Annotated in this window: 21 protein-coding genes; 10 read left to right on the top strand and 11 right to left on the bottom strand. The window is 76.1% G+C overall.

Annotated features, from left to right (window positions below):
• Positions 1-241: 241 nt before the first annotated feature.
• Positions 242-1,324 (bottom strand): YeiH family protein, encoded by a 1,083-nt coding sequence (locus tag NP075_RS00430; RefSeq protein WP_256791348.1) that lies wholly within the window; start codon positions 1,322-1,324, stop codon positions 242-244.
• A gap of 175 nt (positions 1,325-1,499) precedes the next feature.
• On the opposite strand from NP075_RS00430, the gene NP075_RS00425 reads away from it, so the two are divergent.
• The 8 genes from NP075_RS00425 (at position 1,500) to NP075_RS00390 (ending at position 10,148) form a co-directional block, all read left to right on the top strand.
• A complete protein-coding gene (locus NP075_RS00425) occupies positions 1,500-2,735 on the top strand; it encodes an RNA polymerase factor sigma-54 (RefSeq protein WP_227563743.1) in 1,236 nt (411 codons plus the stop codon).
• Positions 2,736-2,977: 242 nt separating this feature from the next.
• Positions 2,978-3,622 (top strand): hypothetical protein, encoded by a 645-nt coding sequence (locus tag NP075_RS00420; RefSeq protein WP_227563742.1) that lies wholly within the window; start codon positions 2,978-2,980, stop codon positions 3,620-3,622.
• Between the two features lie 11 nt (positions 3,623-3,633).
• Positions 3,634-4,749: a hypothetical protein gene (locus NP075_RS00415; protein WP_227563741.1), complete on the top strand. Its 1,116-nt coding sequence runs from the start codon at positions 3,634-3,636 to the stop codon at positions 4,747-4,749.
• The gene (locus tag NP075_RS00410) at positions 4,746-6,167 is read left to right on the top strand and encodes a hypothetical protein (RefSeq protein WP_227563740.1); all 1,422 of its coding nucleotides are present in this window, start codon (positions 4,746-4,748) and stop codon (positions 6,165-6,167) included. Before NP075_RS00415 ends, NP075_RS00410 begins: the two co-directional genes overlap by 4 nt.
• Before the next feature lie 11 nt (positions 6,168-6,178).
• On the top strand, positions 6,179-7,723 hold the full coding sequence (locus NP075_RS00405) for a hypothetical protein (protein ID WP_227563739.1): 1,545 nt from the start codon (positions 6,179-6,181) through the stop codon (positions 7,721-7,723).
• An 11-nt stretch (positions 7,724-7,734) separates the two neighbouring features.
• Positions 7,735-8,748 (top strand): aminotransferase class I/II-fold pyridoxal phosphate-dependent enzyme, encoded by a 1,014-nt coding sequence (locus NP075_RS00400; protein ID WP_227563738.1) that lies wholly within the window; start codon positions 7,735-7,737, stop codon positions 8,746-8,748.
• Positions 8,745-9,515 (top strand): amidohydrolase family protein, encoded by a 771-nt coding sequence (locus NP075_RS00395; protein WP_227563737.1) that lies wholly within the window; start codon positions 8,745-8,747, stop codon positions 9,513-9,515. Before NP075_RS00400 ends, NP075_RS00395 begins: the two co-directional genes overlap by 4 nt.
• Positions 9,516-9,545: 30 nt before the next feature.
• Positions 9,546-10,148, top strand: coding sequence for a hypothetical protein (locus NP075_RS00390; protein ID WP_227563736.1), 603 nt, complete (start codon positions 9,546-9,548; stop codon positions 10,146-10,148).
• Here the strand turns inward: NP075_RS00390 and NP075_RS00385 are convergent.
• The 7 genes from NP075_RS00385 to NP075_RS00355 form a co-directional block, all read right to left on the bottom strand.
• Complete coding sequence (locus NP075_RS00385; RefSeq protein ID WP_227563735.1) at positions 10,112-11,542, bottom strand: sigma 54-interacting transcriptional regulator; 1,431 nt, start codon at positions 11,540-11,542, stop codon at positions 10,112-10,114. The two genes, NP075_RS00390 and NP075_RS00385, sit on opposite strands and share 37 nt — an antisense overlap.
• A gap of 248 nt (positions 11,543-11,790) precedes the next feature.
• On the bottom strand, positions 11,791-12,147 hold the full coding sequence (locus NP075_RS00380) for a TFIIB-type zinc ribbon-containing protein (RefSeq protein ID WP_227563734.1): 357 nt from the start codon (positions 12,145-12,147) through the stop codon (positions 11,791-11,793).
• A 70-nt stretch (positions 12,148-12,217) separates the two neighbouring features.
• Positions 12,218-12,682 carry an ACT domain-containing protein gene (locus tag NP075_RS00375; RefSeq protein ID WP_227563733.1) on the bottom strand — a complete coding sequence of 155 codons (465 nt, stop codon included), beginning with the start codon at positions 12,680-12,682 and terminating at the stop codon, positions 12,218-12,220.
• Positions 12,679-13,788, bottom strand: coding sequence for a lactate/malate family dehydrogenase (locus tag NP075_RS00370; protein ID WP_227563732.1), 1,110 nt, complete (start codon positions 13,786-13,788; stop codon positions 12,679-12,681). The genes NP075_RS00375 and NP075_RS00370 overlap by 4 nt, the downstream gene beginning before the upstream one ends.
• 318 nt (positions 13,789-14,106) lie before the next feature.
• Entirely contained in the window at positions 14,107-14,991 is an 885-nt protein-coding gene (locus NP075_RS00365; protein ID WP_227563763.1) for a DUF72 domain-containing protein, read from the bottom strand.
• 116 nt (positions 14,992-15,107) lie between these two features.
• Positions 15,108-15,566: an SRPBCC family protein gene (locus tag NP075_RS00360; protein ID WP_227563731.1), complete on the bottom strand. Its 459-nt coding sequence runs from the start codon at positions 15,564-15,566 to the stop codon at positions 15,108-15,110.
• On the bottom strand, positions 15,563-15,913 hold the full coding sequence (locus tag NP075_RS00355) for an ArsR/SmtB family transcription factor (RefSeq protein WP_227563730.1): 351 nt from the start codon (positions 15,911-15,913) through the stop codon (positions 15,563-15,565). The genes NP075_RS00360 and NP075_RS00355 overlap by 4 nt, the downstream gene beginning before the upstream one ends.
• 128 nt (positions 15,914-16,041) lie before the next feature.
• Between NP075_RS00355 and NP075_RS00350 the strand changes: the two genes are divergently transcribed.
• Positions 16,042-16,413, top strand: coding sequence for a hypothetical protein (locus NP075_RS00350; RefSeq protein ID WP_227563729.1), 372 nt, complete (start codon positions 16,042-16,044; stop codon positions 16,411-16,413).
• A gap of 160 nt (positions 16,414-16,573) precedes the next feature.
• Complete coding sequence (locus NP075_RS00345) at positions 16,574-18,514, top strand: ABC transporter ATP-binding protein (RefSeq protein WP_227563728.1); 1,941 nt, start codon at positions 16,574-16,576, stop codon at positions 18,512-18,514.
• 28 nt (positions 18,515-18,542) lie between these two features.
• On the opposite strand, the gene NP075_RS00340 is transcribed toward NP075_RS00345, so the two are convergent.
• From NP075_RS00340 to NP075_RS00330, 3 genes are all read right to left on the bottom strand, one after another.
• On the bottom strand, positions 18,543-19,718 hold the full coding sequence (locus NP075_RS00340; protein ID WP_227563727.1) for an aminotransferase class I/II-fold pyridoxal phosphate-dependent enzyme: 1,176 nt from the start codon (positions 19,716-19,718) through the stop codon (positions 18,543-18,545).
• A 75-nt stretch (positions 19,719-19,793) separates the two neighbouring features.
• On the bottom strand, positions 19,794-21,374 hold the full coding sequence (locus tag NP075_RS00335) for a class I SAM-dependent methyltransferase (protein WP_227563726.1): 1,581 nt from the start codon (positions 21,372-21,374) through the stop codon (positions 19,794-19,796).
• Positions 21,375-21,428: 54 nt separating this feature from the next.
• Complete coding sequence (locus NP075_RS00330) at positions 21,429-21,962, bottom strand: low molecular weight protein-tyrosine-phosphatase (RefSeq protein ID WP_227563725.1); 534 nt, start codon at positions 21,960-21,962, stop codon at positions 21,429-21,431.
• Between the last annotated feature and the right edge of the window lie 116 nt (positions 21,963-22,078).

Genomic DNA, 22,078 nt, shown 5'->3' with positions numbered 1-22,078 from the left:
TCGCCCCGGGGACGGTGCACGTGAGCTACCGCGTGAGCAACGCGGGGGACGTCCGGCTGGGCGCGCGGGCGGTGACCTCGCTCGCGGGGCCGTTCGGGGTCGGGGCGACCGAGCAGCGCGCCGAGATCCGCGAGGTGCTGCCCGGGGAGTCGGCGCCGCTCAGCGGCGGCGCACCGCCGCACGCCTGCAGGCCCGGATCGACGCGGCGGTGGCCGGGGCCCGCATCCCCGAGCCGGTGGGTTCACAGCAGACCGGTGAGCGCCTGGACCCCCAGGCTGGTCAGCGCCACGGCGAGTGACAGCGCACCGCCCAGCGCGAGCGGGCGCCACCCCGCGCGGCGCAGGGCGTCGACCGGCGTCAGCAGCCCGACGCCCGCGAGCGCGACGGCGGTCAGCGCGCGGGCGGCGGTGTCGGTCCCGTCCTCCCACGCCGCCGGGAACCAGCCGGCCGTCGTGACGGCGGACGCCACGACGAACAGCACCAGGAAGGGCGGCACGAGCCGCGTCCAGGGCGTGCGGCCGGTGGGCGCGTCGGCGGCGCGGTCCCGGCGGGCCTGCCGCACCGCGAGCGCCAGCGTCACGGGGACGATCGCCAGGGTGCGGGTGAGCTTGACGACCACCGCGGTCTCGAGCGCCACGGCACCGTAGGCGGTCGCGGCGGCGACGACGGACGACGTGTCGTTGACCGCCGTGCCGGCCCACGTGCCGAAGCCGACCTGCGAGAGCCCCATCGCCTCGCCCAGCAGGGGGAAGGTCACGGCGCCGAGCACGTTGAACGTGAAGATCGTGGCCATCGCCGTCGTGATCGACGTGCGACGCGCGCGGATGACGGCGCTGGTCGCGGCGATGGCCGACGCGCCGCAGATGCCGGTCCCCACGCCGATGAGCGTGCGGGTGTCGTCGTCCAGCCCGAGGCGGCGCCCGAGCAGCCGTGCCACGACGAGGACGACGGTGAGCGTCGTCAGCATGACCGGCAGCGCGGCGCGCCCCGCCTGCGCGGCCTGACCGAGCGAGAGGCCGAAGCCGAGCAGGACGACGGCGGCCTGCAGCGCGACCTTCGAGCAGGTGCCGGCACCGGGCTCGAGCGCGCGCGCCCAGCGGACCGGGCCGCGTGCCAGCACCTCGCGCACGGCCACGCCCAGGGCGAGCGCGATCACGGCGCCGCCGAGCACCGGGAGCTGCGCGCCGAGCCCCGCTCCGGCCGCGCCGAGCCCGAGCGCGACGGCGGCGCCCGGCACCTGCCGGCGCCACGGCGCACCCCGGCGGCGGGCGACGCCCGGGACGACCGGTCCGTCGCCCGGCTCGGGAGGACCGTCTGCGCGCACGTCCCCCAGCGTCCTCCCGCGGCGGCGGCCGTGTCGCACCGCGGCGGTCGTGCGGTGCGGCGGCAGCGCCGGTCCCTCGTGCGCGCCGTCCGCCGGGCACGCGCGCCGGACACACGTCTCAGGGCGCGAGACGTCCGGCCGGGCCGCCCGGAGCGCCCGGGGTCAGACTGGTCGGGTGGAGGGGGCCCACGGCCCGGCCCTGGAGCACGGGCTCGAGCAGCACGGCGCGCTGACGACGGTCGCGCGGCAGGTGCTCGACGCCCTCGCCGCGACGCAGGCGGAGATCGACGCGACGGTCGACGCGCGCGTGGCCGACAACCCCCTGCTCGTCCGCGGGACGCCGCGCAGGTGCCGCTGGTGCGCCTGCGCCCTGCACGACGGGCGCTGCCCCGCGTGCAGCGGGTCGGGTGCCGGCCTGCGCCGCCCGGACGCCGCCGCGCCCACCGACGACCGCGAGCGCACCCGGCTCGACGCGCGCGCCCTGGTCCCGCACGGCGCCGAGGGCGACGTCGACGCGGTGCTCGCGCTCCTCGACGACCGCGGGCTGCTGCCGCCGGGCACGCCCGATCCCCCGACGCCCCGGCTCGCCACCGCGCTGGCGGCCGTCCGGGCGGCCGGGCCACCCGGCACGGCGGAGCCCGGGCTGGTCGCGTCGCTCGTCGCACAGGCACGGTGGCACGTCGCGCACGGTGCACCGCCGCTGGTGCTCGTGCTGGTCCGCGACCACCTGGCGCGCCTGGGCACGCCGGACCTCGCGGCGGAGGTGGGCGCGGGGGCCGAGGAGCTCGAGGCGGCGATGCACGTGGTCCGCACCCGCCTGACCCCCGCGCCGCTCCCGGTGGCCGCGAGCGACGGTCCTGCCACGCCCCCGGACGTGATCGTGCGCGACCTGCACGGCCGCCTCGTCGTCGACGCCCTCGGGCCGGACGACCTCGGGCTCGGCATCGACGACGAGCTCACGGCGCTCGCCCTGGACGCACCCGCCGCCGCCTGGCGGGACGCGCACCTGTCCGAGGCGCGGCGGCTCGTCTACCTGCTGGGCCGGCGCGCGGACACCCTGCGCCGCGTCACGGCGGTGGCGGTCGACGTGCAGGAGGGGTTCGTGCGGCGCGGGCGGTCCGAGCACCGGCCGCTGACGCGCGCGGGCGTCGCCGGGGCCCTGGGGCTGCACGCGTCGACCGTGTCCCGGGTGGTCGCGGGCGCCGTCGTCGCGCTGCCGGGACGGCGCGTGCTGCCGCTCGCCGCGCTCTTCGGCACGTCGCAGGCCGCGCGCGACGCGGTGGCGGCGCTGTTCGCGTCCGACGACCCCCCGCGCACCGACGCCGAGGCGTGCGACCTCCTCGCCGCCCGTGGCGTCCACCTGGCGCGCCGCACGGTCGCCAAGTACCGCGCCACCACCCGCCCCCGCTGACCGACCCGTTCCGGCCCTCGCCGAGCGCGGTGGTCGACGCGCGAGCGCGGTACTCGTTCCTGCCGCGCTCGGCGGTCGTGTGCCGCGCTCGGCGTGGAAGCGGGGTTCGCACGGCGGAAGGGGGCTTCGGGGTTGTGGAGGGCTTCCCGGGGCGGGGGCGGGGCGGTGGGCGCGGGGCGGCGTGGCACGGAACGTGCATGGAGGTGGACGACGGAGTCCGCAGCGGGGAAAGGGATGCGCCCATGCATGACATCGACCGAGCCCTCTTCGAGATGGGCCAGGAGAGCGCCTGGGAGGGCGAGCAGGAGGACGAGCTGGGTGGGCAGGCCGAGATCGGCCTGGCGACCGAGCTGCTCGAGGTCACCTCCGAGGAGGAGCTCGACAGGTTCCTCGGGGACGTGCTGAAGAGTGCCGTGAGCGCCGGCAAGGCGTTCATCTCGTCCGACGCCGGACGCGCCGTCGGAGGGCTGCTGAAGTCCGCCGCGAAGCAGGCGCTGCCGCACGTGGGCCGGGCCGTCGGCGGCGCGGTGCCGTGGCTCGGCGCCGACGCGGGCAGCAAGGTGGGCGGGTTCCTCGCCGGCAAGCTCGAGGCCGAGCTGGAGGGCCTGTCGCAGGAGGACCGCGAGCTCGAGGTCAGCCGCGCGTTCGTGCGCTTCGCCGACGAGACCGCCCGGATCGCCGCGGGCGCACCCCCCGGGGTGCCGCCGCAGGTCGCCGCGCAGCGTGCCGCGATCGCGGCCGCGCGTCGTCACCTGCCACCCCTCGGCCCCGTGATCGCGGGCATGCGCCCGCCCCAGCCCGCAGGCCCCACCCGCCCGGGCGGTCCTCGCAGGCGCAGCGGCCGGTGGGTGCGCCGCGGCCGGAACATCGTCCTGCTCGACGCGTGAGGAGAGGTGCCATGACGTACCAGAGCAACGACCGGGAGTGGTCCGGCGAGGTGTCCCTGCAGGAGTGGGAGACGCCCGGCGCGTGGTCCGGCGAGGGTGCCGGTCAGCAGGAGTGGTCCGGCGAGGACGAGTGGTCCGGCGAGTCGGAGTGGTCCGGCGAGGACGAGTCCGAGTGGTCCGGCGAGGACGAGGGCGAGGACGAGGACGAGTGGTCCGGCGAGGACGAGGGCGCGTGGTCCGGCGAGGACGAGGGCGAGGACGAGCTCGCGTACGAGCTGCTGGAGATCACGTCGGAGGAGGAGCTCGACCAGTTCCTCGGCAAGCTCGTCAAGGGCGCCGGCAAGTTCCTGAAGTCGGGCGTCGGCAAGGCCCTCACCGGCGCGCTCAAGAGCGTCGCGAAGGTCGCGCTGCCCGTCGTCGGGTCGGCCATCGGCAGCTTCGTCGCACCGGGCGTGGGCACCGCGATCGGCGGCAAGCTCGGCTCGATGGCCTCCAAGCTCCTCGAGGCGGAGGAGGCCGAGGCGCTGGGCGAGGAGGAGGCCGAGCTCGAGGCCGCCCGCCGGTTCGTGCAGCTCGGCCGGGCCTCCGCCCGGTACGCGGCCGCCGCGCCGCCCTCGGTGCCACCGCGGACCGTCGCACGTGCGGCGACCATCGCCGCGGCGCGGCGCTATGCGCCGGCGCTGCTGCAGCCGTCGACGCCCGGCTGGCGCGGCCGGCGCGGGCAGCGGCTCGGGTCGGCGTACGGCTCGCGCACCGGACGACCCCAGGGCGCCGGGTACGGGTCGCGCGCCGGTTCGTCGCGCGGCGGTTCGTCGCGCGGCGGCTCGGGCTACCGCGGGTCGTCGGGTGGGTACCGCGGCGGGTCCGGGCGGTCGGCCGGGGCCGGCGGGTACGGCCGCTCCGGCAGCACGTCCGGGTACGGCGGCGGGGGGTCCGGCTACTCCCCGCAGCCCCGCCGCCGCACGCGGCCGCGTCCGCAGCCCCGGCCGCCGTGGGGCGTCTGGGGCGGCGCGGCCTGGCCCGTCCCCGCACCGTGGCCCGGCTGGTCGACCCCCTGGGACGACGGGGCGGACGTGTGGGACGGCGTCGACGACGGTGACGTCGAGACCGGGTTCGAGTTCGCATGACCACCACACATGCGGACCGCACCCGCCGCGCGGCACCGGGCCGGTCCCCCAGGGGTCCGGTGCCGCGCGGTCCGGTGCCCGACGGCGCCACGCTCGCACCCGCGCTCGTCGCGCAGGAGGCCGAGGCGCTGCTCGTGCGCCTGGGCCGGCTGCGGCCGTTCGTCATGACGGAGACGATGGTGCTCGCGGCAGCCCTGCCGTACGACGCGCACCGGGCGATCGAGCAGTTCCTGCACACCGGGCGCACGACGCTGCGCGACCAGGTCGAGGGGTTCCTCGACTGGCTGACCGGGCCGGGCGCCGCGGCGCCCGCGTGGGAGCAGCAGCGCCGGTTCGTCGCGATCCGCATGCGCTTCAACGACGTGCTGTCCCAGCTCGACGTGTTCGCCGAGGTGGTCACGCAGCGCAGCGAGCAGGGCACCGGGGTGTGGCTGTCCGGGCTGGACCGGCTGGCCGCCGACGCGGTGCGCCTGCCCGACCCGCCGGTCGAGCCCCCGCCGCTCGTCTGCTACCTGGCGCGCGGTGCCGGCGCGGCGATCCGCCGGGCGCGCACGCGGCTGCCGGGCGGGCGCCTGTCGCCCGTCGCGATCATCCGGGTCCCCCGCGAGCGGATGGTCGGGCACGGGGTCGCGTCGTCGCTGATCCACGAGGTGGGTCACCAGGTGGCGGCGCAGCTCGAGCTGGTGCCGTCGCTGCAGGACGCGATCGCGCGCCGTCGGGCCCGCGCGGGCCCGGCCGAGGCCGCGGCCTGGGAGGGCTGGCACTCGACGGTGTCGGAGTGCGTCGCGGACCTGTGGTCCGTCGGCAAGCTCGGCATCTCCTCGACGCTCGGCCTGCTGGCCGTCGTGAGCCTGCCGCGTGCGCTGACGTTCCGGCCGCCGCACGGCGACCCGCACCCCATGCCGTACGTGCGGGTGCTGCTCTCGGCGGCGATCGGGCGGGCGTTCTACCCGCACCCCCAGTGGGACGCGCTCGTCGCGGCCTGGAAGGCCTGCTACCCGGTGCAGGACGTGACGCCCGAGGTCCGCGCGGACATCGCGCGGCTCGAGGGCACCGCCGACGAGTTCGCCCACCTGATGGCGGCCCACCGGCCGGCGTCCCTCGGCGGGCGGGCGATCAGCGACGTCCTGCCGCTGGCCACGCGCACGCCCGAGCGGCTGCTCGCGCTGCGCCGCACGTGGGGGGACGACCTGGGTGTGCTGGCCCGGCGCCCGCCGACCCTCGTGTTCGCGGTCATGGGCCAGGCCCGCGGGGCCGGGCTCGTCGCACCGCAGCAGGAGTCGGCCGTGCTCGCCGACGTGCTCGCCGCGTGGGCCGTCCGCTCGTCCATCGACGTCATGGCCCGCCCGCACCCCGCGCCCGGCCACCACGCACCCCAGCGCCCCGCGGCACCCGTCGCGGCCAGCGCCCAGCCCTGAAGGGAAGTCTCATGGTCACGATCACGGCACCCGTCCTGGAGCAGGACAAGGTCAAGGTCAAGCTCACCGGACTGAGGAAGGGCACGACGTACGAGGTCCGGCTGCTCGACCCCGAGCGCGACGTCGTCGGGACGGCGCGGATCCCGAGCTTCCAGGGACGCGCGGGGCAGGCGACGGGGATCGCCGAGCGCACCCTCGACCTGCCCGAGAGGGCCGCGACCGGCGCGTTCGTCGTGCAGGTCGTCCGCTTCGAGGACCACGGCGAGGTCGTCGTCGCCGCCGAGCGCGGGTTCCAGCTCGTCGGCACCGCACCGACCGTCGAGGCCCCGCCGGCGGCCCGCGTGCAGCTCGCGCGGACCGCCACGGTGCCGACGAACGACGTCGTGCTCACCCGGGAGATCCTGCGCATCACGGGCGCCCGACGCTTCGCGGCGTACCAGCAGGCGGTCGACGACGCGCTGCGGGACGAGCCCGGCCGTGCGTTCTCACCGACGGCGTACGACGTCATCCTGCGCGCGACGCGCAGGTTCCTCGAGAGTGAGACCACCTCGATCCTCGACCCCGCCGGGAAGTACCTCGAGAACGGCAACCTGCCGTACCTCGAGAACGTCGCGGCCCGGTACCCCGACGCGCGGTTCGGGGAGCTCGACGCCGACGTCGTGTCGGACATCGACGACGCGCTCCTCGACCGTCCGGCGCCCGTCGAGCTCATCTGGACGTACTGGGTCGAGGAGTCGGGCTTCCACCAGGTGCTCAACCTCATCCTCGCCCGGTTCCAGAACCGGCGGATCCCGGGGGGTGCCGCGCTCGAGCGGTTCTCGCTGAGCTACCTGCGCCCGCTGCGCAACCTGCTCTACACGTGGGGCGACAACGAGATCAACCGGCTCACGGTGCGCCGGCGTGCGGCCGAGTACCAGTACGAGTACGGCCTCGACCTCATCGGCCGGGCCGTGCCGGCCTCGCTGCAGTACGTCGAGCGGCGCAGCCAGTTCCTCGAGTCGTTCCACACGCTGCTGCACGAGGCGCTGGTCTTCTACCGCCTCGACGACGACACCACGGTCGTCGCGGACGCGTTCCCCGTGCTCAACGCGCTGCGGGACCTGCACCGGGCGCTCGCGCCGGGTGCGGAGAACCAGTTCGACGGGGTGGCGCTGCAGTCGCGCGTCGAGGCGATGGCCGCGCAGTACGTGCTCGCGCAGCCCGAGATGCGCGAGTTCCTCGGCGGGCGCCCGATGGTGCCCTACGAGGAGCCGTGGATGGACCGCGTCGACACGCTGCGCGCGCTGTGCGGCTGGGGCGACACGTCCGTCATGAGCTTCCACGAGCTGGCGGTGCACGGCGAGCAGATCGTCATGAGCGTGCGGTGGGGCGACTGGAGCGACATCGGCCTCACGGCGGACTCCGCGGCGAACTGGGCGCGGGACATGCGCGACCCCGTGCACCGGTACGTGCACGCGTACCGGACGGTGACGGGGGTCGACCTGCACGACCGGGTCGACACGACGATGCCGGCCGTGCTGCTGGCACGCCGCAACCGCGCCCGCCAGCGCGCGTAGGGGCGTGCGACGTGCTCGACCTGACCTCCTCGCTGTTCCTGGGCCTGCACCACCCGTCGGGACGCCCCGGCGGGTGGGCGTCCCTGACGACGGGCCGCGCGGCGGCGCTCGGTGAGCCGGCGGTGGCCCGCCGGGTCGCGGCGCGCGTCGCGGCCCGGCTCGGCGCGCCCGCGGGCGTCGTGCACCGCTCGGCGTTGCACGCGCTCGTCGACGTGGTCGAGGTTCTGGCACCGTCGGCCGTGCTCGTCGACGCCGGGGCGTACCCGCTGGTCCGGCTCGCGGCGGGGGCGGCCGGGCCGGTGGTGCGGACGTTCGGGCACCACGACGTGGGCGACCTGCGGCGCGTGCTGAAGGGCGCCGGACCGCGGCCCGTCGTCGTGACGGACGGCTGGTGCGCCGCCTGCAACCGGCCCGCACCCCTCGCCTCGCTCGACCGCGTGGCACGCGCTGCGGGCGGCACGCTCGTGGTCGACGACACGCAGGCGTTCGGCGTGCTCGGCCCGGGCGGTGCCGGCACCTGGCGGTGGTCCGGCGGGCGGCCGGTCGCCGCCGTGCAGGTGGTGTCGCTGGCCAAGGGCCTGGGGGCGCCGCTGACCGTGACGGCAGGGCCGACGGGCGTCGTGGCGCGGCTCGCCGGGCACGGCACGCGCTGGCACGCGAGCCCGCCCACCGCGGCGGACCTGCAGGCGGCCGACGCCGCGACGGACCCCGCGGCGCGGGCCGGCCTGGCGCGTCGTCGTCGTCGCCTGTGGTGGCTGGTCCGGGCCCTGCGCGCCGGGCTGCGCAGGCTGGGGGTCGGCGTGGTGGGCCTGCCGTTCCCGGTGGTCCACACGCACCGGCCAGGGCTCGACCCCTCGCGGACGGCCCGTGTGCTGCGCGGCCGCGGCGTGCGGGCCCTCGTCCTGGCGCCCGCCTGCCTGCCGGGGCCCGTCCTGACGTTCGTCGTGACGGCCGACCACGCACCCGCCGACGTCGAGCGCGTCCTGGCCGGCGTGCGCGCCGCGATCGCGGGGGTGCCGCGATGATCGTCGACGCGCACTGCCACGCGGGCCTCGGGGACGTCATGCCCGACCCCCTGGGCGACGCCCGCCCCGACGCCGCGCTGCACCGGTACGCCGCGCGCGCCCGGCGCGCGGGCATCGGCCACACGCTGCTCATGGCGCCGCCGTCGGACGACTACCCGGCCGCGAACCGGCGCGTCGCCCGGATCGTGCGGTCGGCGCCGGGGCGGTGGACGGGCGTCGTGTTCGTCGGGACGCGGGCCGACGCGGGCCGGATCGGCGCGATGGTCGCCACGGCCGTCGACGCGTGGGGGTTCCGCGCGATCAAGGTGCACTGGCGCGACGGGCCCATGACCGACGAGGTCGCGCGGGCCGCGCAGGTCCGCGCGCTGCCCGTCGTGCACGACCCCGGCGGCGACGTCGACCAGGTCGCGCACTTCGCGGCCCGGTACCCCGACGTGGCGTGGGTCGTGCCGCACCTGTCGTCGTTCGCCGACGACTGGCGCGCGCAGACCCGGTTCACCGACCTGCTCGTCCGGGCGCCCAACGTCCGCACCGACACGTCCGGCGTGCGCTACGTCGACGTGCTGCTCGACGCGGTGCGGCGCGCGGGCGCCCACAAGGTGCTGTTCGGCACCGACGGCCCGTACCTGCACCCGGCGGCCGAGCTCGCGAAGGTCACCGCGCTGCCGCTGGCGCGTGAGGACCTCGCACTGGTCCTGGCGGGCAACGTCCGCCGGCTCGTCGCCCGCGTCCGGCGGGCGGCCCCCACCACCCCCGTCCCGGTGTGACCGGGACCGAACCCGCGCGAGGAGACCGCCATGGCCACGAAGAGCACCACGACCGCGAACCAGGGCACGATGCTGCCGCCACCGCCGCTGTCGGGCGGACCCAGGCCGCGGTACGGCGGCGGGGTGCGCGGGTTCGCCGAGGTCAAGCCGCACAACGTGCGGGGGATCCTCGCCGGGCTGAAGAGCATCCGCGAGCACCAGGCCCGCACGCCGTACCCGCAGGCGTTCCTGCTGACGTACCGGCACGACCCGGCCGACCGCGCGCCGCGCGCCGTGACGGCGTACCTCCTGGTCCCGCACTCCGGCACGCGCGCCGCACCGCTCGCCGGGCCCCGGGGCGTGACGCCCGCGGCGTGGCTCGGGTCCCTCGGGACGTGGTTCCCCCTGAGCCCCGCGCCGCTCGTGCTGCCCGCGCACCCCGAGCCGCGCTGGGGCACGGACGTAGGGCCCGTGGTGCGCGGGTCGATGGTGGAGCCGCTGGTCAGGTACGCGTTCTTCCGGTTCTCCGACTACAAGCGGGCCACGGACCTCACGCGCGGCAAGCAGCCGCACCAGGCGGGCGCCGACGTCGCGTGGAAGGAGCTCGCGGAGTACCTCTACGAGCTGGCGTCGGAGCTGGGGTCGGTCGGCTGAGGCCGGTCCTGCGCGGCGGTGCGGTAGTCCAGCGCGCGACGGCTGACGCCGAGCAGGCGGGCCGCGGCGAGGGTGCCGCCGCCCACGTCGAGCGCGACGCGCGTCGCGAGGTCGGCCGTCCGGGCCTTGAGCTCCTTGAGGCCCACCCCGGCCCGCAGCGCGTCGCGCACCGCCCCCTCGAGGCCGTGCTCCCACTGCGGTCCGGGGACGTCGCCCGGGACGACCGACGCCGGCGACGCCGGGACGGCGGGGCGCGGGCGGTCCTCGGGAGGCAGGTCCCCCGGGGTCACCGGGCCCTCGCCGACGTGCCGCGCGGCCACGCGCACCGCCAGCTGCCGCAGCTCGCGCACGTTGCCGGGCCAGTCGTGCCGGCACAGCGCGTCGGCCACCTCGGGCGACAGCTCGGGCCCGTCGTCGCGCGGCCTGCCGGGGCCCCCGCCGGCCGGGCGCCGCGCAGGGCCGCCGACGACGCGCGCGCCCTGCTCGGCGAGGAAGTGCCGGAACAGCGGCAGCACGTCGTCGCGGCGCTCCCGCAGCGGCGGGACCCGCAGCGTCATCGCCGCGAGCCGGTGGTACAGGTCCGCACGGAAGCCGTCGGCACGCAGGTCGCGGTTGGTGGCCGCGACGAGCCGGAAGTCGGTGCGGCGGCGCCGCGTGCCGCCGACGGTCTGGTACGTGCCCTCCTGGACGACGCGCAGCAGCGCCGCCTGCAGCACGGGCGGCAGCTCACCGACCTCGTCGAGGAACAGCGTGCCGCCGTCGGCGCGCGCGAAGGCGCCCTCGTGCGCCGTCGTCGCGCCCGTGAACGCCCCCTTCTCGTGGCCGAAGAACTCGCTGCCGGCGAGCGTCGGGACGACGGTCGTGCAGTCCAGCAGGACCAGCTCGTGCTGGCGCCGCCGGGTGTCCACACGGTGCACGACGTGTGCGGCGACCTCCTTGCCCACCCCTGTCTCGCCGACGAGCAGCACCGGCGCGCTCGACCAGTGCGCGACCTCCACCAGGTCGCGCACGAACAGCTGCCAGGCCTGCGACACGCCGACGACGCCGGTGCGCGCCGTCTCCGCACGCACCAGCACGTCGACGTCCTGCCAGCGGGTCAGACGGTCGAGGACCGGACGCAGGTCGTCGCCGTGCAGCCGCACGACGTCCGACGCCCCGCACGCCAGCAGCGACCAGGGGTCGGCGTCGACCCCCGGGGCGAGGGCCACGACCACCCGGCCGGGTCGGCGCGCGAGGCACGCCGGGTCGACCACGTCCTGCGCCCGGCTGAGCACGACGACGCCCGGCTCGTCCGCCGGGAGGTCCACGTCGCCCGTCGCGTCGCGCAGCCCTGCGGCCGTCAGCCGGGTACGCAGGGAGGAGCGTCCGGGCGCGGGGACGCGGAACCAGGCCATGCCGCCCCCGTCCGCCACGCGGCCGAGCGCGGCCCACGGGTCTCGGCATCCGGACCCGCCCTGGCGTGCTCCCGACCGACGACGCTCCCCTGCGCCGGGGAGTCACGAGCGCCGCATGAGCAGCGACCCGTCCCCGGCGTCCGCGACCGCGCGGTCCGGTATGCCCCCGTTCCGGCAGTCTCTGCCCGGCCCGCGACACCGGTCAAGAGTGAAACCTTCGGGTCCGGTGCACCGGCACGGGGGCGCGCTCAGAAGTCGAAGAGGTCCTCGAGCCACGACTCGCGCTTCTTGCGCTTGCCACGGTCGCCGTACCCCCCGCGGTCGTACCCGCGCCGGTCGTCGCGGTCGTGCCCGCGGTCGTACCCGCGGTCGGGCGTCGCCTCGTAGGAGCCGTAGCGGTCCGCGTCGCGGACCCGCGGGTCCGGCACGGAGGCTCCCGGCACCGCGCGCGGGTCGACGCCCGGCGCCGCGGGCGCGGCCCGGTCGATGATCTTGTCGAGCTCACCGCGATCCAGCCATATGCCGCGGCACACCGGGCAGTAGTCGATCTCGACGCCCTGGCGCTCGGTCATCACGAGCTGGGCCTGGTCCACCGGGCACTGCATGCCGGGACTCCTCTCGACGGTCCGGCCGCCAACCTACGTCGTCGCGGCGGGCGGGTGGGAGTCCCGGCGCTCAGGTCGAGGGCGGTTCGACGACCGTCGCGTCACGTGTGGCACCCGCACCGCGGGCCGCGCGGACGGTCGCCTCGACGTCGGCGAGCGGGCCCTCGACGAGCAGCGGCTCGCCCGCGTCCGTCCGCCCCGACCACCGCACGGCCGCCCCCGGCGGCGGGGTGAACGTCACGCCGGCCGGCAGGTGCACGACGGCCGCGGCGCGCACGTCGGGGTCGTCGACGCGGCACACCCGCACCGAGCGGACCTGCGGCAGCCGCTCGAGCGTGCGCGTCAGCAGGCGCGACCGGCGCTCCCCGGCGCGGAACGTGACGACGACCATCCCGTCGTCGTCGTGCACGTCACCCGTCGCCATCGAGTCCACGTTGACGCCGCGGGTCGAGAAGACGCCCGCGAGCGCGAAGATCGCGCCCGTCCGGTGCTCGGTCCGGACCCAGCCGACCCAGCGCGTGTCGTCGTCGCTCATCGCCGCACCCCCGGCGGGACGGACGGCGCGGCCGGACCGGACGTCCACGGGTCGCAGCCGGCCGCGATGGCGGCCGCCGCCTGCGCGAGGCGGGCGTCCTCGTCCGGCGGGAGCGGGTCGAGGAGCACGCGTGTCCACCCCTCGGGGCCGAGGACGACCGGGACGCCGAGCACCCCGCTCACCGGCGCCCCGCCGACCGTCACCTCGCCGTCCAGCACCACCTGACCGGCGACGACGATGTCGCGCCCGTCGAGCACCGTGTCGAGCAGGTCGATGGTGGCCGACGCGGTGCCGGTGGCCGTCTTCGCGCCCGACTGGTGCGTCATCCACGGGCGGGCGAGGGCCCGCAGGTCCGGCGGCCACGTGTCGATGAGGGCGAACGCCCCTGCCATGTCGGTGGCGGCCACGTCGAGCAGCGCGGCCTTCGCGGCGGCGACCTCCGCGGGGAACGTCGCGAGCGTCCGGTCGCCGCGCAGCCGTGCGACGGCTCGACGTCGCTCGGCGACGTCGAGCCCGCTGATCCGGACCGTCGACCACAGCGGGACGGCGTCGTCGCCGTGCTGCCCGCCAACGAACCCGCCGACGCGGTGGCGGCGCACCCCGAGCTGCACGGCGATCTCCCGGCGGAACCGCAACGTGTCGAGCCAGGCCCCCATCCCGATGACACGGTGGCGACCCAGGCGCTGCGCCATGACGGCGACGCCGAGCTCGACCGGGTTGGACACCACGACGACGACCTCGGAGCCCGACCCGTGCTCGGCGAGCGCGTCGGCGTAGGCGCGGAAGACGGCCGCGTTCTCGGCCGCCAGCTCGGCACGGTCCGCCGGCAGGCCGTCGCTGCGGGGCACGGCGGTGCGTCCGGCGGCCACGACGACGACGTCGGCGACGACGTCCGCGGGGTCCAGCGCGACGTCCAGGACGGGTGCGTGCTCGTCGTAGGCGTCGACGAGGTCGGCACGCAGCCCGTGCACGGCCCGCCCGGACGCCCCGCCGGGCCGCCCGACGAGCTGCAGCCGCGACGTCGTGGGCAGCACCTGCCGCTCGACGAGCTGCGTGCAGATCTGCCGCCCGACGTCACCGGTCGCCCCGAGCACCGCCACATCCATGCGAGCACGCTACGTCCCCGGCGACCCCGGGTGACCAGTGGTCACCTGGGAGGGGGCGGCCGATCGACCACTGGTCAGTGGGGAGGCGGCCGGCCCTCCGCCGATCGACCACTGGTCAGTCGGGAGGCGATGTGAGCGCTCACGACCCGCCCAGCTGACCAGTGGTCACCGGAAGGGGCCAGGCAACGACCACTGGTCAGTCGGGAGGCACGGCAGACCACGCCGATCGACCACTGGTCAGCTGGGAGGCGATGTGAGCGCTCACCACCCGCCCAGCTGACCACTGGTCACCGGAAGGGGCCGGGCAACGACCAGTGGTCACACGGCGGAGGGATGCCCGGGCGTCAGGCGGGAGGTCAGGTTGATGGCGTCGAACGGGGCGTGGACCTTGGCGTCGTTGTCGAAGTACACGTGCACGTCGCGCGGGCGGTCCGGGGCCGGCGCCGTCAGCCGGGGGCCGTCCGGCGGGGGTGCGCCCGTGGACCAGGCGCGGACCTTCGCGGCCCACCGGTCGAGCGCGTCGTCGTCGTAGCCGGAGACGTACAGCTCGGTGTCCCCGTGGAGCCGGACGTAGACGACGTCGCTCGTGACGTCCTCCAGGTGCGGCCAGCGGCCGGCGGTGTCCGCGACGACGAGCCCGATGTCGTGCGCGCGCAGCAGGTCGGGGAACGCGGGGGTGCGGAACGTGTCGTGCCGGACCTCCAGGACGTGCCGCAGGGGCCGGTCCTCCTCGACGGTCGTCAGGGCGCGACCCTCCGGCACCTTGTCGTCGTGCCGGGTGGCCAGCTCGGCGGCGGCGGCGGTCGATCGCGGCAGCAGGTCGAAGAAGCGCGCGAGCCGGTCGGGGTCGAAGCCGAGGTTCGGCGGCAGCTGCCACAGCACCGGACCGGTGCGGTCCTCGAGGGCCAGCACCCCGGACGCCCAGAAGTTGGCCAGCGGCGTCTCGACGTCCGCGAGCTTCTTCATGTGCGTGACGAAGCGCGGGCCCTTGACGGCGAACACGAACCCCTCGGGGGTGTCGGCGCGCCACGCGCGGTAGGAGTCGGGGCGCTGCAGCGAGTAGAACGACCCGTTGATCTCGATCGACCCCATGCGCGACGCGGCGTACTCCAGCTCCCGGCGCTGCGGCAGGCCCGGCGGGTAGAACCTGCCGCGCCAGGGCGCGTACCGCCAGCCGGAGATGCCGATGCGCACCTGCCCGATCGCGGTCACGCCGCGACTCTAGGAGAGGCCGGCGAGCCACGCGCGGGCAGGGCACCACGACGCGGGGGGTGCCGCGCCGTGGTGCCCGGGAGGTCCGGGGACGTCGGATGCCGCCGTCAGCCGCGGGTCAGGTACGCCTCGATGCGGTCGAACGCGCCCTGCCAGCCCATCTCGACGAAGAAGTCGCGGACCTCGACGCTCGGGAAGCCGGTCTGGTGGACCTCGACGAACGTCCCGCCGTCGCGGGCGGTGAACGTCAGGGTGATGCGGGTGGTCATCGTCTGGCCGTCGGGCGTGCTGGCGACCGTGTCGCTGACCAGCCGGTGCGGCGGGTCGACCTCGACGAACGTCTGCACCTCGGTGAAGAGCTGGTCCTCGCTGGGGCCCCAGACGGCGGTCTGGCGGCCGCCGACGCGCAGGTCGGTCTCGATGCGGACGATGCCCGGCTCCTCGTCGAGGATCGAGAACCAGACCTGCTGCTTCTCGGCGTCGGTGTAGACGTCCCAGACGACGTCGGGCGGGGCGGGGAGCTGGCGGCTGGTGCGCAGCTCGAGGTCGGTGGTGTCGGTGGTCATGCGTCCGGTCCCTTCGGTGGCGTGGCGGGGTGGAGCAGGAGGTAGGCCTCGAGACCGTCGAGCCGACGCTCCCAGAGCCGCTGGTAGAAGGTGATCCACGCCATGGCGTCGTCCAGTCGTTCGGTGCCGAGCCGGCACTGCCGCGTGCGTCCGACCTTCTCGGTGACGACGAGCCCGGCGTCCTCGAGCACCTGGACGTGCTTCTTCATGCCGGTGAGCGTCATCGCGTGCGGCTCGGCGAGCTCGCCGATGGTGGCGGGTCCCTGCCCGAGCCGTTCGAGGACCGCCCGTCGGGTGCTGTCCGCCAGGGCGGAGAACGTCCGGTCGAGGGTCGCTTGCTGAACCATGTGGTTCACAGTACGACAGTGAACCGATCGGTGCAACATCCCGGAGGGAACGTCCTTCTCGGGCCGCGCGGACGGGCCACCCGGGCCCCCGGGTTAGCCTGACGGTGACCCCGACCCGAGGAGTGCCCGTGCTCTCGCGCGAGAAGCGCACCCGCGTGACCGCCGTCGTCCTCGTCGCCGCACTGGTCGGCGGGACGCTGCTCGGCGCGCTCGGCGCCGTCGGCGCGTTCACCGGGGACCCGTCGGTCCGGATCCCGGCGCAGGGGCCGTGGGCGGTGCTGGTCGCGGGCGACCTGTCGTCCGCGGACTGCGACGACGACCCCGCCGTCGCGCAGAGCTACCTCAGCGAGGACGTGCCCTCCACGAGCGGCGGCCTCCTGCTCGCGACCGACGCGCGCGTGGCCGACGTCGAGCGCGTCGTGGCCTGCGTGACCCGCGTCGTCGACCCGGCACGCGTCAGCGTCGTGCAGGTGGAGCCCGCGGCGGACCAGCCCGCCTGAGCACCCGGCCCGGCGAGACCGCCGCGGAGCCGGACCAGGGCGAGACCGGCGGCGCACACCCCGGCGAGACCCTTCCGGGGGTGTCGTCGTCCGTGGTACACACGGGGGCTCGCGGCCCCCTGGGCTCGCACCGCGCGCCCGGCCGACGACGAGGAGACCCGTGACGACGACCGAGACCTCCCCTCCTCCGGCCGCCACCGGCAGGCGTCACGTCGACCGGCTGGTGCGGGCGCACCGTGGGCGGTTCGCGTGGTCGTACGCCTTCCAGGTGGTCGGGGGCGTCGCACCGCTGCTGCAGGTGCTCCTGCTGCGGTCGGTCGTGGACGGGCTCGTCGAGGAGCGGACCGTCGGGACGCAGGTCGCCTGGCAGGTCGCCGGGATGTTCGCCCTGGGCCTGGTCGGCGTGTGGGCGGCGTACGCGGCGAAGGTCGTCTCGACCGGCGCGGCAGGCGCGGTGATCGCGGACATGCAGTCGTCGATGTTCCGGCGGCTGACCACGATGCCGATCCACTTCTACACGACGGTCCGCCCCGGGGCGGTCGTCAGCCGGCTCACCAGCGACGCCCACGGCGCCGAGGCGATGTACACGTCGGTGTACCCCGTCGTCGTCTCGGGCGTCACGACGATCGTCGCCTCGGTGGCGATCGTGGCCGTCATCGACCCGCGCCTGGTCGTGCTGCTGGTCGTCATCCCGGTCGCCATCGCCTACGTGCGCAAGGCCGAGGCGCGCATCAACGAGCTCATCGGGAAGTCGTTCGACGTCACCAAGGAGCTCGCGTCCACCGCGGAGACGTTCGTCAGCCGCGACGGTGCCGTCCTCGCCCGCCAGCACGGGCGGACGCGGCACGAGCAGGCCCACTTCGAGGAGCACGCCCGGGAGCTCGCCGTGCTGTCGGCGGCCACGGCGAAGGCGGCGGCGACCTCGGGCGCCAGCTACGGCACGGCCTTCGTCGCGATCACCGCCGGGGCGCTCGGGATGGGGGTGTGGCTCGTCGCCGAGCAGAACGTGACCGTCGGCAGCGTCATCCTCATCGTGCTGTACCTCCAGCAGCTGCAGGCACCGGTCCAGAGCCTGCTCAACACGCGCTACCCGCGGATGCGCTCGTCGATCGCGCTGGACAGGGTCGAGGCCGTGCTCGCCGCGGGGCCGACCGGCGACGAGGACGCGGCACCGTCGACCCGGCCGGGCACCGCCACCGCCGCCGAGCCCTCCCCCGCGGGACCCGGCCGCGACGACCCGGCGCCGGCCCTGCTCATGCGCGGCGTCCGGTACCGCTACCCGGCCGTCGCCTCGTACTCGATCGACGGCCTGTCCCACGCCGGCGACGCGCTGTCGATCGCGTGGCTCCCCCTCACCGGTCTCGACGGGAACATCCGCCCCGTCGCCGTCGCCCGGGACGAGAGCGAGCACGCCAACGCCCTCGACGGCATCGACCTGGCGATCGGCCGGGGCGAGGTCGTCGCCGTCGTCGGCTCCTCCGGCGCGGGCAAGTCGACGCTCGCGGGGATCGCGGCAGGGCTCGTGGACTGCGACGAGGGCGTCGTCGAGGTCGCCGGCCGCACGCTGCGCGACCTGGACGAGGACCGCCGGGCGCAGCTCGTCGCGTACATCCCGCAGGAGCCGTACGTGCTGCACGCCAGCGTGCGCGACAACCTGCGGTACGCGAACCCCGACGCCACGGACGCCGAGCTGCTCGACGTCCTGCGCGCGGTCGCCCTCGACGACCTCGTCCGGCAGCTCGACGACGGGCTCGACTCGGTGATCGGCGAGAAGGGGCACCGCCTGTCCGGCGGCGAGCGGCAGCGGCTCGCCATCGCCCGCGCGGCGCTCAAGCGACCGGCCCTCGTCGTGCTCGACGAGCCGACGGCCCACCTCGACACCTCCACCGAGGCGCGCGTCCGGGCGGCGATGGGCGAGCTGTTCGGTGACGCGGGCGTCCTGATGATCGCCCACCGGCTGTCGACCGTCCGCCACGCGGACCGGATCGTGGTGCTGGAGGGCGGCCGCGTCGTGCAGGCGGGGCGGCACGAGGTGCTCGCGCAGGAGCCCGGCCGCTACCGCGTGCTGCTGGAGTCGTCCTCGCAGGACGCGCTGTCCTGAGCGGCCGCAGCGGGGCGTCGGGCCGGGCTCAGAGCGTCGCCTGCCACGCGACGACCCGGTCCGCCGCCTCGGCGACGACCTGCGGCGACGACGCGAACGACAGCCGCACCCAGCGGTGCCCGTCCGCCGGGTCGAAGTCGGTGCCCGGCGTCAGCGCCACCCCGGCCTCGTCGAGCAGCCGAGCGCAGTACGTCACGGAGTCCAGGCCGCTCGCCGACACGTCCCCGTACAGGTAGAACGCGCCGTCCGCGGGGGCGACGGGGTCCCAGCCGAGGTCGGGGAGCCGGTCCAGCAGCAGGCGGCGCGACGCCGCGTACCGCTCGACGTTGGCGCGCGCGGCCGCCATGCCCTCCGCGCTGAACGCCGCGACGCCCGCGTGCTGCGCGAGCGCCGGCGGGCACAGCGCGACGTTGCCGGCCAGTGCGTCGACGGGCGCGACCAGGTCGTCGGGCAGGACGAGCCACCCCAGCCGCCAGCCCGTCATCGCCCAGTACTTGGAGAACGAGTTCACGACGACGGCGCCGCTGTCGAGGTACTGCGCGGCGGTGGCGGTCGCCGGCGTCGAACCCGCCGCGTCCGGGTACGTGATGCCGTGGTAGATCTCGTCGCTGACGAGGCGGACCCCGTGCTCGCCGCACCACGCCGCGAGGGCCGCGAGCTCGTCGGGCGCGATCATCGTGCCCGTCGGGTTGGCGGGGGACGCGACCACGAGCCCCTCGACCGGCCGGTCCAGCGCCTCGAGCTGCGCGACCGTCGGCTGGTAGCGCTGCTCCGGCCCGCACGGCAGGTCGACGACCTCGCAGCCCAGCGCCGCCAGGATGTTCGCGTACGCGGGGTACCCGGGCCGGGCCAGCGCGACCCGGTCGCCCACGTCGAAGGCCGCCAGGAACGCGAGCACGAACCCGCCGGACGACCCGGTCGTGACCGCGACGCGCGCCGGGTCGACGTCGACGCCGTACGTGTCGCCGTAGTGCGCGGCGATGGCAGCGCGCAGCCCGGGCGCGCCCAGCGACTCGGTGTACCCCAGGTCCCCGGCCGTCAGCAGCTCGATCGCGCGCTGCCGGACCACGTCGGACGCCCCGGTCGACGGCTCACCCGCGCACAGGTTGAGCACGTGCTCCCCGGCGGCGCGGCGCGCGTTCGCGGCAGCGAGGATCTCCATGACAGCGAACGGCGGCACGTGCGCGCGGGCGGCGACCTTCATGACGCCCATCCTGCCGCGCCGCAGCGGACCCGACGGCTGTCGACGCCTCTCGGCACGCGTCGAGGATCCTCGACGTCAGCCCGCCACCGGCACCAGAGGCCGCCGCGCCACCGTCAGCACGTGCGTGTCCGGCCAGTCGATCGCCTCGCCCGTCACCGGGTCCCGCAGCGCCGCGCCCACCCGCAGGCGGTTCTCCACGAGCCAGTCGTTGCGCCACGGCCCGCTGCCCGGCTCGAGCTCGAAGCCCACACCCGTCAGCAGGTCCGCCCAGTCGTCGCCCGTGAGGTCGCAGAACCGCTCGTGGCACTCCGAGAGCCACGAGTCCGTGTAGTCGCGGGTGTACAGGTACTCCATCGCGGTGCGCAGCGTCGTGCGCGCGACGCTGCGGGCGGTCCCCCGCTCGACCCACTCGACCTTCACGTCCGCGCCGGACAGCGCCGGGAAGTCCTGGGTGAACTGCGTGAGCCTGGCCGCGGGCGAGAGTGCCGCGACGTACGCGGCGGCGTCCCCGCGCTCGAGGGCCGTCAGGTCGCGCGCGGGCACGTCGCCGTCGCCGTCGAGGACCAGGTCGACGACGCGGTCCGGCTCGGCCGGGCCCAGCACGTCGGAGTTGATCCACACCCCGCCCGGACGCGTCTGGTCGAAGATGCGGCGCGCGAGGAGCTCGAGGTCCGCGCGGCCGTCGCCGTAGCTGGCGATCTCGTGCGTCAGGGCGATGGTGGTCGTCGTGTCGACGGAGCGCTCGTGGAACACCGGGCCCAGCAGCAGGTTGCGCTGCGCGAAGAACACGTTGGGGTTGGCGAACACGCCCTGCGCGCGGCGGTGCTCCGCCTCGGCGACCAGGTGGCGGGACACGTCGACGCCGTAGAGGTCCGACTCCGCGAGGCGCGGGTCCCGCGCGGCGCGCTCCAGCAGGCCACCGGCCGCGCAGCCCAGGTCGACGACGCGCCCCGGCCGCACGTGCGGCGCGACCTGCGCCCACTTGCGGTCCGACGCGTCGTCGAACGCCGCCGTGTACGTCGCGTAGTCGCGGGTCTCGGTCAGGTCGCCGTCGTCCTGCACGGTCGGGTCGGTGTGGACGAGCCGCACGTGCTCGTCGAGGCGGTAGCGCTCGTAGAACGCGACCGCGTCCGGGTGCGCCAGGGCGCGCCACGCCTCGTCGCCGGCCACCATCCGCTCGAGCACCGCCCACGGCCGGTCGGGGTCGCCCGGTGCGCCGTCCTCGACCGTCACGACGCGGAACCCGTCGGCCGCGTACATCGCCGCGACGTCGGGCGTCGAGCAGGCGACCACGGTGTCGGCCGGCGTGAGCGCGTGCCCGAGCACCAGCTCCGACGTCGCGAGCACCGTGTGCGCGAACCGCGGGCTGGGCAGGACGTCGGCGACCGGCACGACCAGCGACGGCAGCCCGGCGCGCGTCGTGACCGCCTCGATCATGGCCTCGCGGCGGTGCGCCGGGACGGGGTTGCGCCGCGTGCCGCTGTGCGTGGCGGACGTCAGCGCCCACACCACCCGCGCGTCGGGCGCGCACGCGACCGGCTCGCCCGCGGTGTCGCGGACGCGCCCGGCGAGCAGGTCCGTCAGGTACGTGACCTGGAACGACGTGACCAGGTGGTGGCGGCCGGGGAACAGGACGTGGCGGATCGCGGGGGGCACAGCGAGCACCGTGCCACATCGGCGCGCGTCCGCAGCGTCACGACATGGGTGGAGTCAGGCCGGGTCGGCGCGGTAGCGCAGGGCGTCGCGGACGTGGGCGACGATGCCGTCGGCCGCCGCCTCGATCTCCGCCAGCGTCGTCTCGAACCCCTCCTCGGGGCCGTACCAGGGGTCGTCCACGTCGAGCACCTGCTCGGGCTGACCCGGCTCCGCCGGGGCGGCGGGGTCGAAGCTGCGGAACATCCGGATCCGCTCGGTCACCGCCGGGTCGTCGTCGGCCAGGCGCCGCAGCGCGCGGGCGTGGGCCGCGGTCATGGGCAGCACCAGGTCGCGCGCGGCCAGGTGCGACGCACGCGTCTGCCGCGCACCGTGCCCGTCACCGGTGGAGTACCCGTGGCGGCGCAGCACGGACCGGGCGCGCCAGTCCACGGGGTTGCCGTGCTCCTCGCCGCTGATGCCCGTCGAGTCGACCTCGACCACGTCGGCGAGCCCGGCCGCCGCGAACCGCTCCCGCAGCACGATCTCCGCCATCGGCGAGCGGCAGATGTTGCCGGTGCACACGGTCATCACGCGGTAAGGGGTAGGCACACCAGCATCCTCGCAGGTCACCGAACTTCCGTTACCGGCCCGTGATGATTCTCACCGGCCTCGGGCGCCCGGGTCACCCGTCCGTGGCCAGCCGTGGCAGGTCCCCGCGGGGCTGC

The sequence above is a fragment of the Cellulomonas wangsupingiae genome (assembly GCF_024508275.1).
Taxonomy (GTDB): Bacteria; Actinomycetota; Actinomycetes; order Actinomycetales; family Cellulomonadaceae; genus Cellulomonas; species Cellulomonas wangsupingiae.
This window is presented reverse-complemented; position numbering and strand designations above follow the sequence as displayed.

Bases quoted from the DNA above. Each gene is read 5' to 3' on its own strand.
- NP075_RS00340 (WP_227563727.1), bottom strand. From the start codon at position 19,718: ATGAAGGTCGCCGCCCGCGCGCACGTGCCGCCGTTCGCTGTCATGGAG.
- NP075_RS00380 (WP_227563734.1), bottom strand. From the start codon at position 12,147: ATGCAGTGCCCGGTGGACCAGGCCCAGCTCGTGATGACCGAGCGCCAG.
- NP075_RS00360 (WP_227563731.1), bottom strand. From the start codon at position 15,566: ATGACCACCGACACCACCGACCTCGAGCTGCGCACCAGCCGCCAGCTC.
- NP075_RS00395 (WP_227563737.1), top strand. From the start codon at position 8,745: ATGATCGTCGACGCGCACTGCCACGCGGGCCTCGGGGACGTCATGCCC.
- NP075_RS00385 (WP_227563735.1), bottom strand. From the start codon at position 11,542: ATGGCCTGGTTCCGCGTCCCCGCGCCCGGACGCTCCTCCCTGCGTACC.
- NP075_RS00415 (WP_227563741.1), top strand. From the start codon at position 3,634: ATGACGTACCAGAGCAACGACCGGGAGTGGTCCGGCGAGGTGTCCCTG.
- NP075_RS00370 (WP_227563732.1), bottom strand. From the start codon at position 13,788: ATGGATGTGGCGGTGCTCGGGGCGACCGGTGACGTCGGGCGGCAGATC.
- NP075_RS00405 (WP_227563739.1), top strand. From the start codon at position 6,179: ATGGTCACGATCACGGCACCCGTCCTGGAGCAGGACAAGGTCAAGGTC.
- NP075_RS00390 (WP_227563736.1), top strand. From the start codon at position 9,546: ATGGCCACGAAGAGCACCACGACCGCGAACCAGGGCACGATGCTGCCG.
- NP075_RS00420 (WP_227563742.1), top strand. From the start codon at position 2,978: ATGCATGACATCGACCGAGCCCTCTTCGAGATGGGCCAGGAGAGCGCC.
- NP075_RS00355 (WP_227563730.1), bottom strand. From the start codon at position 15,913: ATGGTTCAGCAAGCGACCCTCGACCGGACGTTCTCCGCCCTGGCGGAC.
- NP075_RS00410 (WP_227563740.1), top strand. From the start codon at position 4,746: ATGACCACCACACATGCGGACCGCACCCGCCGCGCGGCACCGGGCCGG.
- NP075_RS00375 (WP_227563733.1), bottom strand. From the start codon at position 12,682: ATGAGCGACGACGACACGCGCTGGGTCGGCTGGGTCCGGACCGAGCAC.